Source organism: Gluconobacter sp. Gdi (assembly GCF_014132155.1).
Taxonomy (GTDB): Bacteria; Pseudomonadota; Alphaproteobacteria; order Acetobacterales; family Acetobacteraceae; genus Gluconobacter.
This window is the reverse complement of sequence record NZ_BLJQ01000003.1, coordinates 60,450-74,815: the sequence shown is the minus strand read 5'-3', so window position 1 is coordinate 74,815 and position 14,366 is coordinate 60,450. Positions and strand designations below refer to the sequence as shown.

General features: G+C 55.6%; 11 protein-coding genes and 1 tRNA gene. 5 read left to right on the top strand and 7 right to left on the bottom strand.

What is annotated here, in order from left to right:
* Window positions 1-10 precede the first annotated feature (10 nt).
* Both JN414_RS07300 and JN414_RS07295 read right to left on the bottom strand, forming a co-directional pair.
* Complete coding sequence (locus JN414_RS07300) at window positions 11-493, bottom strand: SUF system Fe-S cluster assembly regulator (protein ID WP_202207598.1); 483 nt, start codon at window positions 491-493, stop codon at window positions 11-13.
* A 120-nt stretch (window positions 494-613) separates the two neighbouring features.
* Entirely contained in the window at window positions 614-1,933 is a 1,320-nt protein-coding gene (locus tag JN414_RS07295) for a DUF445 domain-containing protein (protein ID WP_237389940.1), read from the bottom strand.
* 95 nt (window positions 1,934-2,028) lie between these two features.
* On the opposite strand from JN414_RS07295, the gene JN414_RS07290 reads away from it, so the two are divergent.
* Window positions 2,029-4,794, top strand: a complete 2,766-nt coding sequence (locus JN414_RS07290) for a phosphoenolpyruvate carboxylase (RefSeq protein ID WP_237389939.1) — start codon at window positions 2,029-2,031, stop codon at window positions 4,792-4,794.
* An 86-nt stretch (window positions 4,795-4,880) separates the two neighbouring features.
* Window positions 4,881-6,470, top strand: coding sequence for a S10 family peptidase (locus JN414_RS07285; protein ID WP_202207331.1), 1,590 nt, complete (start codon window positions 4,881-4,883; stop codon window positions 6,468-6,470).
* Window positions 6,471-6,913: 443 nt separating this feature from the next.
* Here JN414_RS07285 and fusA read toward each other — a convergent pair whose 3' ends face one another.
* From fusA to JN414_RS07270, 3 genes are all read right to left on the bottom strand, one after another.
* Window positions 6,914-9,016, bottom strand: a complete 2,103-nt coding sequence (gene fusA / locus JN414_RS07280) for an elongation factor G (RefSeq protein WP_202207330.1) — start codon at window positions 9,014-9,016, stop codon at window positions 6,914-6,916.
* Between the two features lie 166 nt (window positions 9,017-9,182).
* The gene (rpmB, locus tag JN414_RS07275; protein ID WP_007282133.1) at window positions 9,183-9,485 is read right to left on the bottom strand and encodes a 50S ribosomal protein L28; all 303 of its coding nucleotides are present in this window, start codon (window positions 9,483-9,485) and stop codon (window positions 9,183-9,185) included.
* A 96-nt stretch (window positions 9,486-9,581) separates the two neighbouring features.
* Window positions 9,582-11,384 carry an ABC transporter ATP-binding protein/permease gene (locus JN414_RS07270; protein ID WP_202207329.1) on the bottom strand — a complete coding sequence of 601 codons (1,803 nt, stop codon included), beginning with the start codon at window positions 11,382-11,384 and terminating at the stop codon, window positions 9,582-9,584.
* A gap of 268 nt (window positions 11,385-11,652) precedes the next feature.
* Here JN414_RS07270 and JN414_RS07265 point away from each other — a divergent pair, with 268 nt between their 5' ends.
* The 3 genes from JN414_RS07265 to JN414_RS07255 all read left to right on the top strand — a co-directional run bounded on the left by JN414_RS07265 (window position 11,653) and on the right by JN414_RS07255 (window position 13,915).
* The gene (locus JN414_RS07265; protein ID WP_237389938.1) at window positions 11,653-12,291 is read left to right on the top strand and encodes an NUDIX domain-containing protein; all 639 of its coding nucleotides are present in this window, start codon (window positions 11,653-11,655) and stop codon (window positions 12,289-12,291) included.
* Window positions 12,288-12,719, top strand: coding sequence for a DUF3574 domain-containing protein (locus tag JN414_RS07260; RefSeq protein WP_202207327.1), 432 nt, complete (start codon window positions 12,288-12,290; stop codon window positions 12,717-12,719). Before JN414_RS07265 ends, JN414_RS07260 begins: the two co-directional genes overlap by 4 nt.
* Window positions 12,720-12,808: 89 nt before the next feature.
* Window positions 12,809-13,915: an AI-2E family transporter gene (locus JN414_RS07255; RefSeq protein WP_202207326.1), complete on the top strand. Its 1,107-nt coding sequence runs from the start codon at window positions 12,809-12,811 to the stop codon at window positions 13,913-13,915.
* 48 nt (window positions 13,916-13,963) lie between these two features.
* Here JN414_RS07255 and JN414_RS07250 read toward each other — a convergent pair.
* Together JN414_RS07250 and JN414_RS07245 are read right to left on the bottom strand one after the other, a co-directional pair.
* Window positions 13,964-14,040, bottom strand: a tRNA-Pro gene (locus JN414_RS07250).
* Window positions 14,041-14,101: 61 nt separating this feature from the next.
* Window positions 14,102-14,366: hypothetical protein (locus tag JN414_RS07245; RefSeq protein WP_202207325.1), on the bottom strand; the 265-nt coding region annotated here is incomplete at its 5' end.

Below are 14,366 nucleotides of genomic sequence, written 5' to 3'. Positions count from 1 at the left end.
TTTGGTGTCCTCAGTTGACCGGATCAGCCACGGGGACTGGCCCGGCGCCGGTAGTGTCGAGAGAAGGCTCCTTGGGCGCCTTCCCGCTATGTAGAACGGAATGTCGATTCATATCCGCAAGCGTAATACTGTTGAGCGTTCGGAGAATGGCGTCATTTACCATGTCCCACTGCCCAGAAAGGCCACACAGGGAGCTATGCTCGCACTCCCGACCATCACAGCAGGCTGTGATCGAGATCGGACCATCAACAACGGCAATAACCGTGGCGATCGTAATCTCTTCCAGCGCACCTGCCAGCCGGTAACCGCCACGGGCCCCTCGATGAGAGATGACGAGTCCGCTCGAAGCCAGCCCCTTAAGCAGCTTTGCAACGGTTGGCTCGGGTACTCCGGTCTCTCCTGCCAGCGCGGCGGCTGTTGCCAGACCCTCGTGCTGTCCGAGGTGGACAAGGAGGACGGTGGCATAATCGGCTAGTTTGGAGAGCCTCAGCATAGCTTGCACACTCACATTACATTCATTCAAGACTTATGAAGTCCTGATTAGGTTCCAGATGACCCATGCTGTCACAAAGGTCAAGAAGTTTGTGATGTCTTAAACGGAGTTATAGCCTCTTCAGACACCGAAAAACAGGCGGGAGATCAGATCAAGGCCAGCTCCAGCCAAAAACCCGACGACAGTCCCGTTAACGCGAATATAGGCCAGATCCCGCCCTACACGTGCTTCCAGACGGCGCGCAAGGTCATCGCCATCCCATCCTGCCATGACGTTAGCGATGAACCCGGAGAGCTTGTCTCTGACGCCAGGAAGCAGCTTCGAGACCATGCGCTCCACGGTCGTGTTGATGCGATCTCTCAGCGGATCATTTTCACGCATGGACGTTGCCAGACCGGTAATCGCCGTATCCAGAACAGAGGCACTCCAACCGTCCTCTTTTGCGCAATCTTCTTCTGCCATCCGGCGGACGCGCTCCCAGAGTTCGCCGCTCCAGGCCTTTAGGCTGGAATGCGTGAGAACTGAGCCAATCGCTCGGGTCAGATCCTGTCGGCGATCCGGATCCGTTTCCATCCGATCGATTTCAGCCCGCACCCACGTCGTGAAGCCATGCCGAATATCCGAGTCCATCGGATCGATCCGTTCAATTTCAGCCTGAAGAGCCGTCAGAACCCGATTGGCAACCGATCCGCCAATGGCCCAGCCGAGGAAGCGCCCCCCCTGCTCACGCACCCGCTCCTCGACGAACTGCCTCAGATCACCTTCCTTGGCGGCGACCGTGGCCTTGAGCTTTGCCAGAAGGAAAGAGAGCACTTCCTGATGCATCTCACTGTCCACCATCGCCCTCATGGCGCGAGAGACGAGTGGCGCGATTTCCTCACCATTGAGCAGGACCGGCAGCGCGCGCGATAGAGCAGCACTCGCCCGACCGTCCTCAAGGCGATCAAACAGGCTGGGGATACTGGCGCGCAGCGTGGCGACAAGTGTCTGTCGGGTAGATGGCTCGCTGAGAGCGTCCGCGATCAAACCTGGCAGATCAATCTTGGAGAGGGCCCGATGAACGTCGGCATCCGTAAAGAACTGACCGGACACAAACCGACCCAGCGCCTGCCCTAACCGTACCTTCTGTCTAGGAAGGATAGCCGTATGAGGAATAGGAAGCCCCATCGGATGTCGGAACAGAGCCGTTACAGCAAACCAGTCCGCCAGACCACCGACAACGCCCGCTCGTGAGCCTGCCCGGAGCACGCCTAACGCCAGACTCTCATCGTGGAAATGTCTTGCAGCCAGATAGGTCGTGCCTGTGGCAAGCGCGCCCATCCCGATCAGAAGGCCTCCGGCCAATCTTGTTGGCGAAGATCCCTTCTGCGGAATGGCCTGACTGACATCTTTCTTCATATCCGGATGCATGAAGCCTCCGATAGCATCATCCGGACGCACTGTCGCGTCCGCAACAAGGTTGCGCTTACAGGCCGGGCATGGAACATAACTTGCCCGTTTTCAATTTACCTCCCGCAGAAGCGAGACTGCTCCCGATGTCTGACTGCGCCTCCCGGCACGACACATCCCTTTCCGACCGCATCGACGCCATGACCACGCGCCTTACACAGGAACGCAACGGCCTGGGTGATCTGATTGCCTCCATTGGTGATGAACTGTCCATCGGAAAAGGCGAGAAAATCGAGGAACTGGAACACACAGTTCGAACACTGCGGGATGAATACTTCTCCCAGCGTGCAGCCCATCTTCGGCACTATGTTGGCCTTGAAGACGCAAATCCGACAGAACGTCTCAAGCAGGTCGCGGCGAAACTGGTCGAGCAGGCCCCTTCTCCCGAAGCGCTGACCAAACCCGCAATCGCTGCTGTTTTTACGGCTCACCCGACGTTTGCTTTAGCTGACCATGTGTATGCTCTCATGGCAGAACGCGCATCCAATCCGGAAGAACCTCTTCCCTGCCTGACAACACATCGTCGCTCTGCACCGCCAACACTCGCTGATGAACAGTCCCTGGCCTTGGCAGCCGTTTTACGTGGCCGCGATGCTCTTGATGATTTGACGGCATCTCTCATTGAAAAAATGACATCCCGCTGGGCGAATGAGGCGGATCATGTGGATCCCTCACCCGTCATTCTCGCAAGCTGGGTCGGTTTTGATACAGACGGACGCAATGACATTGGCTGGTGGGACACAATCCGCATCCGTCTGGAACTCAAACTTGCCCAGCTTGAACGTCTTGAATCGGGCCTGACTGAACTCCGCCTTCAGGACACGGCACTGGCGATGCGTGTTCGCCGCGCCATGGAAGCGGTCCGGACACAACATGCCGCATGTCCGAGAAGCAAAAGTGCTACCCCCGAAGACATCCGCGACTTTGCACAGACCCTGATCGCACATCGGGAAAAAGCCCTGCTGGACGCGAAAGAGCTTCAGCCCTTCTTCCGGGATGCCGCATCGGGACTGGAAGCGTCAGATGCCCTGCGACTGCGCACACTCCGGGCTGGGTTCATGAGCCACGGTCTTGGTATTGCGCATATCCACACGCGACTGAATGCCGCTCAGATCTATAACGTTGCAAGAACGCGCCTCGGTCTGACGGACGATCCGGCTCTTCCGTCTCGCCGTCGCGTGCTGCTGTCTCGAATCAACGATGCCCTCGATGATCTAACGGCGCGCCATGTCGATTTTGGCTCTCTGCTCGTTGAACCAGCATCGGCCGCACGTCTGATGATGACGATGGCGCAGATTCTCAAGCACATCGACTCCGGCTCCCCCATCCGCTTTCTCATTGCTGAGACAGAAAGCGGATACACACTGCTGGCCACGCTGTGGCTCGCCCGCCTGTTCGGTATTCAGGATCATCAGATCGAAATTTCTCCTCTTTTCGAGACGGAAAGCGCACTCGAAAACGGAGAGACCATCCTTGAGGAAGCGTTCCGCTCCCCACACTGGCGGGATTATCTGCGGGCGAATGGCAGACTATCCCTCCAGTTCGGTTATTCGGACTCGGGTCGATATGTCGGGCAGTTAGCCGCCACGAATCTGGTTGAGCGGCTACGGATGCGGACGCTGGACCTCTTGAAAGAACATGATCTCGGGGACGTTGCCCTCACCCTGTTCGACACCCATGGCGAAAGCATCGGCCGCGGCGCCCATCCTTTCAGCCTTCGTCAGCGTCTGGACTATTTTTCTCCGGCAAGAACGCGGATTGCATTCCAGAATGCAGGCGTCGGCTGCCGTGTAGAAACCGCATTTCAGGGTGGTGACGGCTATACGCTGTTCGGAACGGGAAGCATTGCAGCCTCCACGATTGCGACATTGGCCGAGCATGTGGCGCACGTTCCGACGAGCGTGAATGATCCAGTCTATGAACGCCCGGATTTTGCAGCAGACTTCTTTTCGACCATTGCGCTGGACATGGGCGCGCTGGTCAACGATCCGGGATATGCAGCGCTCTTGAGTGCTTTCGGGCCATCCCTGATTGACAAGACAGGCTCCCGCCCCTCTGCACGTCAGTCTGACGCCGCTACAGTCACACGCATCACGCATCCAAGCCAGCTACGCGCTATCCCAAACAATGCCATCCTTCAGCAGCTTGGCTGGTGGGCCAATGTGCTGCACGGACTTGGAAGCGCGGCGCAGCGCCATCCGGAAACATTCGAGCAGTTTGTCACCAGCTCGCCACGTTTCCGCGAAGCCATGGACTTTGCCCGACAGGCCTTGGCTCACTCCGATCTGGAAGTCCTGCGCGCAACAATACGTCAGCTTGATCCGGGAACCTGGCTGGATCGCGCATCCAAAGCGCAGGACGAAGAAGAGCGTCAGAATTTCCTGACCATTTCCCATGGACTGGAAGTTCTGCGCTTCTGGACGAGCGCACCGGCAATGTTCCGCCGTATCCAGACGGATCATATTGCCCTACGTGCCGCGTGGCCGGATGCCCCGCGTATGGAGCCCCGTGAAAAGCTACTGCACGCCATCCGCTTTGCCCTGATTGATCGACTGTGGGTTCTGTCTACGCGTATTCCCTATTTTGGTCCGCGCAATAGCCTGACACGTGATTCCATCACCAACCTGATCCTGTGTCTGGATATCCCGCGCTCTCTGCATCTGCTGGATGACCTCTTCCCGGTCTCTGGCCCGAGCGTGGCCAATCTGGACTTTGGCGAGCCGGGCGACGCGGGCGAAGAAAGTGGCTTTGCCCGGGAACACCGGGAAATTTTCCAGCCACTGGAACGCTCGTTCAATCTGCTACGGGAAATCGGCGTGGCGATCATGCATACGAACCGTGCATTCGGTTAAGAACGAAACATTATAACATCTGGCTTGTCTGCAAGTCAGCTATGCGTTTAGAGAAGGGCAGAACACTTAACACAAGGCCCTTCTGAATGCTTCGCAAGGCTCTCTTCCTGGGTGTTGCCATGATGGTAACACCCGCTCTTGCCGCTGAACCCGCCAAGGACACTCCTGCCCCCAATGCCGACAGCGTGACACGCGGCACGGTAGTCGTGGATGGCTCGACCATTCCTTATCAGGCTGTTGCCGGGACTATTCTCGTGCACGGGTCAGAATACAATGATTCCAATGAGGTTCTGACCAAGCGCGGCATCAAGGTTGAAGCCGGCAAAGACGACAGCGACAAGAACCCACCTGTCGCATCGATGTTCTATACCGCCTACTTCAAGGATGGCGTTCCATCCGCGAAACGTCCCATTACCTTCCTGTATAACGGCGGGCCGGGGTCGGCGTCTGTCTGGGTCCATATGGGCACGTTCGGCCCACGCCGCGTCAACACACCTGGTGACCAGCATCTTCCCGCCGCGCCTTACGCTCTCATCAACAATCCCCAGTCTCTACTAGACGTGTCGGACGTTGTGTTTGTTGATGCTCCGGGAACCGGTTTCTCACGCATTGCGGGCAAGGATGCAGCCAAGGAGTTCCTTGGTGTCGATGGTGACGGAGAAGCATTCACCCACTTCATCTCGAAGTTTCTTGCAAAGTACCACCGCTACAATTCGCCCAAATACCTGTTTGGCGAAAGCTACGGCACCATGCGCTCCGCAGTCGTCATCAATGATCTGGAGCAGGAAGAGAACATCGATTTCAATGGTGTCATCCTGCTCTCCCAGATCCTGAATTACGACAACAGCGCTGATGCACCGCAGTTCAACCCTGGCGTTGATGACCCCTATGTTCTCGCTCTACCCACCTATGCTGCAACGGCGTGGTATCATCATTGCCTGCCACAGCAGCACCCGGACCTGAAGGCCTTCCTGAAAGAAGTCGAGCATTTTGCTGTGACGGATTATACCGTTGCCCTCCGTCAGGGAGCAGACCTGCCGGAAAGCGAGCGTCAGGCCATCGCAGAGAAGCTCCACACCTACACTGGCCTGCCGGTGGACTATATTCTGCGCTCTGATCTCCGCGTGAACGGCGGCCAATTCGAACAGCAGCTTCAGGCTGCAACGGGAATGGCAACAGGTCGCCTCGATACGCGGTATTCCAGCCCAACGCTTGATCCGATGACGAAGGAAGCCGATTACGATCCGCAGTCCAGCGCTATCAGTTCTGCCTATGTTTCGGTCTTCAATGACTATGTGCGAAACACTCTGAAGTACGGCACAGACGAAACCTACCGCCTCTTCAATCCTGAAGGGAACTGGGACAACAAACACACCCAGCCAGGACACGGCTACCAGCCCAAGGGCGTTCCCAACGTCATGAGCGACCTTGCCATGGCAATCAAGACGAACCCGAACCTGCATGTGATGCTAAATGGTGGCTACTACGATCTCGCAACGCCTTACTACGAAGGTATTTACGAGATGAAGCATCTTCCGATGGCTACCAGCCTTCAGAAGAACATCGAATACGCTCAGTATTCGTCCGGACACATGGTCTACGTAGACCCGGCAGCCCTGCAGCAGCTTCATGACAATGTCGCAGCGTTTATCCGCCGGACAGACAATCTGCACTGATCTCTAGCATTTTCAGAAAAGGCGACGGCGGGGCAACCTTTCGTCGCCTTTTTTTATGCTTCGGCGCCCTAACTTACCCGAACGAGAATTCTATCAGGACCCGTTAATCACAAACTCGTACATGCAGCACGGTTTGATTGATGCCACCCTGTCACTGATCTGATCAGTGAGAGTTTTTGCCGAAGCGGTCATATCTGGACAACCGAAACGGGCCCACCCTACCTCTCCAAGCCCGGGATAGCGTGTACCAGAGGCCGGTATGCCTGAGTGCTACCACTCCGAGGGAAAAATTCTGCGTGTAAAAGGTTATTCGCAGGAAAAACAAGCAACAGTGCATGTCTGCCTGTCAGGCAGACGCATTGGTGCATCCTTATGAAATACAGGCACAAAAAACCCCGCCAGATTGCTCTGGCGGGGTCAGATGTCTCACCGAAGCGAAAAAATCAGGCGGACTTTGCCATGATTTCTTCAGCAACGTTACGAGGAACAGCCTCGTAATGATGGAACTGCATGGTGAAGGATGCACGCCCCTTCGTTGCAGAACGCAGATGGGAAATGTAGCCGAACATTTCCTTCAGCGGCACCTGGGAACGGATCATCACGGTCGAACCAGACGTTTCCTGACTCTGGATGATGCCGCGGCGACGGTTAAGATCGCCAACAACGTCACCAACGTGATCGTTCGGGGTCGTGACTTCAACATCCATGATCGGCTCAAGAATGACCGGACCGGCATTCTTCATACCTTCACGGAAGCAAGCCTTGGCCGCGATTTCGAAGGCCAGAGCCGACGAGTCAACGTCATGGTACTTACCATCGAGCAGCGTGAACTGGAAGTCCACCGTCGGGAAGCCTGCGAGAACACCCGTGGTGCTCTGCATGCGGATGCCCTTTTCGACAGCCGGGATGTATTCCTTCGGAACCGTACCGCCAACGACCTTGTTGGTGAAGATGATCTCGTCCGGCTTGTCAGACGGAGCGAACTCAATCTTGACTTCAGCGTACTGACCCGAACCACCAGACTGCTTCTTGTGGGTGTAGGTCTCAACGTGCGGCTTCGTGATCGTCTCACGATAAGCAACCTGAGGTGCACCGATGTTGGCATCAACGCCGTATTCACGACGCAGACGGTCAACAATGATGTCCAGGTGAAGCTCACCCATGCCCGACAGGATGGTCTGACCCGTTTCCTGATCGGTCTTGAGGTGCAGGGACGGATCTTCAGCCGTCAGCTTCTGCAGTGCCAGCGTCATCTTCTCGACGCCGTCCTTGGTCTTCGGCTCGACAGAGATGTCGATAACCGGAACCGGGAACTGCATACGCTCCAGAACCACCGGATCAGCGGCATCAGCCAGCGTATCACCCGTGACCGTGTCCTTCAGACCGACGAACGCAGCAATGTCACCCGCACCAACGGACTTCACTTCCTGACGCTTGTCAGCATGCATCTGGAACATGCGGCCAACGCGTTCCTTGTGACCCTTGGTCGTGTTCAGGATTGTATCGCCAGCATTCAAAACGCCGCGATAGACGCGAACGAAGGTCAGCGTGCCGTACTTGTCGGAGATGATCTTGAAGGCCAGGCCAGCAAACTTGCCATCCGGATCGACAGGAACGATCGGCAGGAAGTCTTCGTCAACCTCTTCGCCTTCCGGCGGAGCAATACGGATGCCTTCAACTTCGTCCGGAGCCGGAAGATAGTCGATGACGGCATCGAGCAGAGGCTGAACGCCCTTGTTCTTAAACGCCGTACCGCACATGACAGGACGGAATTCGCCGGAGATTGCACCCTTCTTGATGCACTTCTTCAGCGTGGCGATGTCAACATCGCCCTTCTCGAAGTACTCTTCCATGGCGTCGTTATCAACGGCAAGAGCAGTGTCAAGCAGGGTCTGGCGAGCTTCCTCAGCCTTTTCCTTCAGGTCAGCCGGGATCTCTTCGTAGTGGAACTTGGCGCCGAGTTCGCCGCCTTCCCACACGATGGCACGCATCTCGACCAGATCGACAACACCAACGAAATTTTCTTCAGCGCCGATCGGCAGCTGCAGCGGAACTGCAACGATGTCCAGCTTCTCTTTCAGCGTGCTGAAAGCGTAGTAGAAGTCTGCACCCGTACGGTCGAGCTTGTTGATGAAGATGATGCGCGGCACGTTGTAGCGGTCAGCAAGACGCCAGTTGGTCTCGGACTGCGGCTGCACACCAGCAACACCTTCGATGACGAAGATGGCGCCATCGAGCACGCGGAGCGAACGGTTCACTTCAATGTTGAAGTCAATGTGGCCCGGGGTGTCGATGATGTTGATGCGGTGGTCGTTCCACTCACACGTCACGGCAGCGGACGTGATGGTGATGCCGCGCTCACGCTCCTGTGCCATGTAATCGGTGGTGGTGTTGCCGTCGTGCACTTCACCGATCTTATGGGAGACACCCGTGTAGTACAGGATGCGCTCGGTCGTGGTGGTCTTACCAGCGTCAATATGTGCGGTAATACCGATATTGCGGATCTTCGAGAGAGCCGATTTGGCTTCCTGAACGCTTTCGGACACGGAGAACCTCCAAAAAACAATAAAAGGTGTTTCAGTCTGGACTGAAACACCTCCGCTGCGGCTCGTTAAAGCCGAACCTGATTTGTCCCAGTGGCGGCTGAATGACCCAGACCGCCATGGTTTTCAAGAGTAATCTTTATGACCCGACATCAGCCGGGAAGATTTCTCAGGCGGTCTGTGCAGCCTTGCGTTCCTGAACGCGCAGGATACGACGCTTGATGACCTGAGCTTCTTCAGGAAGCTTGCGGTTTGGCGTTCCCAGCAGGAACGAATCCAGCCCACCATTGTGCTCGATCGTACGGATACCGTTGGTGGACAGGCGCATGCGCACTGACGAACCAAGAATATCGGAGATCATCGTGGTCTCCTGCAGATTCGGGAGAAAACGACGGCGGGACTTGTTATTGGCGTGGCTGACGTTATTGCCCGTCAGCACGCCCTTGCCCGTGACCTGGCAACGGCGAGACATGGTAGCACTTTCCTCGATGCTGGATGACGCAGGACAGCGGAGGCCCGGCGCGTTCCGTAAATCAGGCGCGGCTTATCGCGAACGAGAGGGCTTTCGTCAAGCCCTCATGACCGCTTCTCCTGCCTGAACCGACCACATTCTTGCATAATAACCGTCTTTTTGCAGCAATTCCGTGTGCGTTCCGCGTTCGACTACCCTGCCTGCATCCAGCACAACAATCTGATCGGCGTCCTGCACTGTGGACAGACGATGCGCAACGATCACTGTTGTCCGGGAGAGAGAAAGCGCACGCAACTCCTGCTGTATCGCGGCTTCCGTCCACGTATCAAGCGCGCTCGTCGCCTCATCAAGAAGCAGAATGCGTGGGTCCTTGAGAAGCACACGAGCAATTGCGACGCGCTGTTTTTCGCCTCCTGAGAGTTTCAGTCCCCGCTCTCCAACGACTGTGTCATATTTTTCTGGCAGTTCATTAATAAAGTCGTGGATTTGCGCACGGGTCGCTGCGAGCTCGACCGCAGATTCAGGAGCAGACGGATCTCCATAGGCAATATTTTCGCCAATCCCCGCGTTGAACAGAACGGTATCCTGGGGGACCGTGCCAATCACACGTTGTAAGTCTTCCAGCGCGACATCCCGCAGGTTTTTCCCATCAATAGAGATGGAACCCGATGTAGGATCGTATGCACGGGTCAACAAACGTCCAATCGTCGATTTCCCCGAGCCCGTATGACCGACAATCGCCAGAGACGTTCCTGCCGGAACGTCAAGATTAATGTCATGCAAGATCTCACGGGACGGATCATAACTAAAGGAAACATGCTCGAACCTGATCGACGCTGGACCACCGGTTGCAAGCTTGACCGGCAGGGATACCGGATTTTTTGCCTCAACAATCTCTGAGTGCGTACCAAGAAGTTCAAGGTAGTTCTCAAGATCTACCCGGGCATTTCTCCAGCCCGCACTGACGTAATTCAGCGCTCCTACAGAACTATAGAGCCCTCGAAGATAACTGCCGATCAGAACGAACTGTGCGACACCAATCCTGTGCTGCACGATGTCATGAGCGGCCAGCAACAATATGACCGCGGTTGCGCCCGCAATCAGCAGGCTTCGCGCCATCTGGGAAAGGCCGACCAATCGTTTCAAACGAATTTCAGCGTTTTTCAGAGCGACGCGCGACCGGTCGTAGCGGAGAATTTCCTGATGACTGTTGGCAAAACTGCGGACTGTCTCGAAGTTCAGCATACTGTCAACGAGTTGGTATTGTGCCTGACTGTTGGCTGTGTTCCGCGCGCGCCGGGCCGTCATTCGCATACGTGTAAAAACATACGATACAGCCGCATAAACGCCGATCCCGCCGACAGCCACCACGACATACCGCCAGTCAAAGATCCGAAACACAACGAAAAGCGTCATCAACAGTTCGATGGTGTTTGGCAGAACATTGAAGAGGACAAGACTGAGCAATGTGCCAATCGCATCCGAGCCACGATCCAGTGTCCTCGTGAGAGCTCCCGTCTGCCGATCAAGGTGAAACCGCACGCTCATGGCGTGAAGATGCTCCAGTCCCACCAGCGCAACACGCCTTTGCAGGTCAGCTTCAATAGGAGCAATCAGCATTTCACGCAGCGGTGTCGATAGGCCAGCAACAACACGGATGATCGCATACTGGCCAATCAGCCAGAACGGGACTGCCAGCAGCGCCTGATGCTCTGACAACGCCGACACCATCCGACTGAATAGCCAGGGGGTCGCAACAGTCGTCCCGCTTTCTACAAGAAGCAGAACCATCGCCGCCCCGACCCAGAACGCTGTACGGCCAGGATTTTCAGGACGAATTTTTTTCCAGAGTTCTTTGAGAGACAGGCTTTCCGATTTCGAATCGTGTTTCTTTGACATGCCAGACTATGAGAAAGAGAGGCTCCGCTTTGCAATCGCTCGCGCGCATGCGAAACTTTCGATTGTGCTAGAAAAGTCTCCATTCCCGAATCTTGATCCGTTCCTCCGACATATAGAGGCCTGCAATAGCGCACGCCTTCCCGGCGGACGGCTCCCGTTTTTTTGTGCTCACGAGCAGATTGGATGGATTTCCCCGGAAACGTCCCTCCAGCTTGAATCTTTGGGATTAAAAACACACGAAAAGTTCGGCGTTGCGTCAGGAGAGGACTTGTTTCCCCTCTCCCAAACTCTTGCCAGACAGGGCGTGTATGCTTCGCATGATGAGCCTTTCGACGTTCGCAACGCGCAAGGCCATGTCATTGGGCGTGTTGACCGGGGTGCCATTCCTGTTCTGGGAGTAGCGGCAGAAGGTATCCATATGAATGGCCTCGTGGAGCATTCCACAGGCACAATGCTATGGATCGCCCGTCGGAGTATGTCCAAACGTCTTGATCCTGGGAAACTGGACCATCTGGTCGCTGGCGGCATGAGTGCCGGGCTTGACCCAGAGATGACCGTTATCAAGGAAGCTCAGGAAGAGGCTGGCATCCCAGAAAAACTATCCCGCCGCGCAGTGCCCGTCAGCCGACTGCACTACGCCATGGACCGCCCTGAAGGGCTTAGAAGAGATGTTCTTCACTGCTATGACCTGATCCTGCCAGAAGATTTTCTCCCGGTAGCAGAAGATGGTGAAGTTGAGAGCTTTCATCTGATACCACTAACGGATGCATTCTCTCTCGTTCGGGACACCGATGACTTCAAGTTCAACGTCAATCTTGTTCTGATCGATCTGTTTATCCGGCGGGGTCTGTTCACTCCCAGCGAATGTACCATCCTTAAAAATGCACTGGCACAAACACACTCATGAAAAACCTCGGTCTCACTGCGCTGTTCCTCTCGCTTCCCCTTTTGGGAGGCTGCGTCGTCCCGGTGAGTGTCACGCCCGACCTCTGCCGCGAAATGCGTGCTCAGGATACATTGCAGATCAGAATGATGTTCGGGCAGACGCGTCCCGGCGGCTTGCCGATAACAGATGATGAGTGGCAGACATTTGTCACATCCCAAATTACTCCCTATTTCCCGAGCGGCCTGACAGTTTTCAAGGCTGATGGGCAGTGGATGAACACAGTCACCCATATCGTCGGCAGGGAGCCGTCCAGAATTCTCTGGGTTGTGACGCCTCCTGATAAGAACCTTCAGCACAATCTGCGTGCAATTCAAGCCGCTTACCGGCAACAGTTCTCCCAACAGGCCGTGGGCCTCACCATTCAGTCCGGATGCTCACTGTTCAACTGAGAACCTGCGAGCGTGCTTCCAACGCGTCCCTAAGATGCGAACGGATAACGCCTTAGTCATAATTTCCGGCCTCTATTTTCAGGACCCTCATGACCGATCAATTTCCTCCTCGTTCCCCTGAAGTCATCCCGGTGGAAGCCTCGGATTCCACCGGAACCATACAGCGACGGGCACGCGGATTCCTGGCCCTCTTTTTTGTGGCTATCGGTCTCTACACACTGAAAAATTTTCTTCCCGCTTTGTTATGGGGATGTGTATTCGCAATTTCCCTGTGGCCGCTTTATCAGCGTGCTGAACGTCGATTTGGTCGTAATGACTGGCTGCCTATGAGCTTCACGCTAGTTGTTGCTCTGATCTTTCTGGTCCCCGTTTCACTTGTTGGCGTCAAACTTGCCGACGAGATCAGAAGCGCATTGGAGTGGATTGAGGACGTACGCAATAACGGCATCCCGATGCCTGAGTGGGTTCCTCACCTTCCGTTCGTCGCTACGCAGGCAACCACCTGGTGGCAAAACCACATGACCAGCCCGCAACGGCTGTCACATCTGCTCCACTCAGTCGATGTCGCACATGGCATGCAAATGACAAAGCAGGTTGGGTCGCAGGTCGCGCGTCGGGGCACACTTTTCGCCTTCTCCCTGTTAACGCTCTTCTTCCTGCTAAAGGATGGTGATTACGTTATCCGCAAAGGGCTTGTCGGCTCGCATCGGCTGTTTGGTGAGCAAGGAGAAAGCCTTGCCAAGCAGATGATCTCATCCGTTCACGGAACTCTCGCAGGGCTGGTGCTGGTCGGCCTAGGAGAAGGGGCGATCATGGGAGCCGCCTATATGCTGACAGGTGCTCCACAGCCCTTGCTCTTTGCCATGCTCACGGCTGTTGCCGCAATGATACCATTTCTTGCATGGCCAACCGTCGGGTTGGTCGCACTCCTGCTCTTGGCCAAAAGCAGCATGATCGGCGCAATCGTGGTGATGGCCTTGGGTTCAGTCGTGATTTTTGTAGCTGACCACTTTGTCCGCCCCGTTTTAATTGGTGGCAGCACCAAAATGCCATTCCTTTGGGTCCTGCTCGGTATTCTGGGCGGAGCAGAAACATGGGGCCTTCTCGGCTTATTCCTTGGACCAGCAATTATGGCCGCACTGCACCTGCTGTGGACGCTCTGGACAGAAGAGCGCACAGACAAGAAAAAGGCCTGAAAAGGCCTTTTACAAAAACATCATTTTTTCAGGAAATTACCGCAGGACTGGTCGGGCAGGCGGGATTCGAACCCACGACCCCCAGTCCCCCAGACTGGTGCGCTACCAGGCTGCGCTACTGCCCGTTCGTCCTGCGGTGGCGGTGGTTTAGCAGCGTAAACTCATCACCGCAATGGGGCATCTGCCTTATACAGGAAGAAGACTTCTCAAAATTTGAAGTTCTTCCAGAATTTCCTTCATTTCAGAACGCAAAAATTCGTTTTCTGCATCCAGATGCCTGACGGAGGCAGCAAGGTGCTGATTCGCATCCTGCAGAACCAAAACTTCTTCTGTGTCATAAATTGAGAAAGGGGCTTCGGCTTCGGCTTCGGCTTCGGCTTCGGCTTCGGCTTCGGCTTCGGCTTCGGCTTCGGCTTCGGCTTCGGCTTCGGCTTCGGCTTCGGCTTCGGCT

Excerpts from the sequence above, each read along its gene's own strand:
- JN414_RS07300 (WP_202207598.1), bottom strand. The coding sequence starts at position 493 with ATGCTGAGGCTCTCCAAACTAGCCGATTATGCCACCGTCCTCCTTGTC.
- JN414_RS07290 (WP_237389939.1), top strand. The coding sequence starts at position 2,029 with ATGTCTGACTGCGCCTCCCGGCACGACACATCCCTTTCCGACCGCATC.
- JN414_RS07285 (WP_202207331.1), top strand. The coding sequence starts at position 4,881 with ATGCTTCGCAAGGCTCTCTTCCTGGGTGTTGCCATGATGGTAACACCC.
- rpmB (WP_007282133.1), bottom strand. The coding sequence starts at position 9,485 with ATGTCTCGCCGTTGCCAGGTCACGGGCAAGGGCGTGCTGACGGGCAAT.
- JN414_RS07270 (WP_202207329.1), bottom strand. The coding sequence starts at position 11,384 with ATGTCAAAGAAACACGATTCGAAATCGGAAAGCCTGTCTCTCAAAGAA.
- JN414_RS07260 (WP_202207327.1), top strand. The coding sequence starts at position 12,288 with ATGAAAAACCTCGGTCTCACTGCGCTGTTCCTCTCGCTTCCCCTTTTG.
- JN414_RS07255 (WP_202207326.1), top strand. The coding sequence starts at position 12,809 with ATGACCGATCAATTTCCTCCTCGTTCCCCTGAAGTCATCCCGGTGGAA.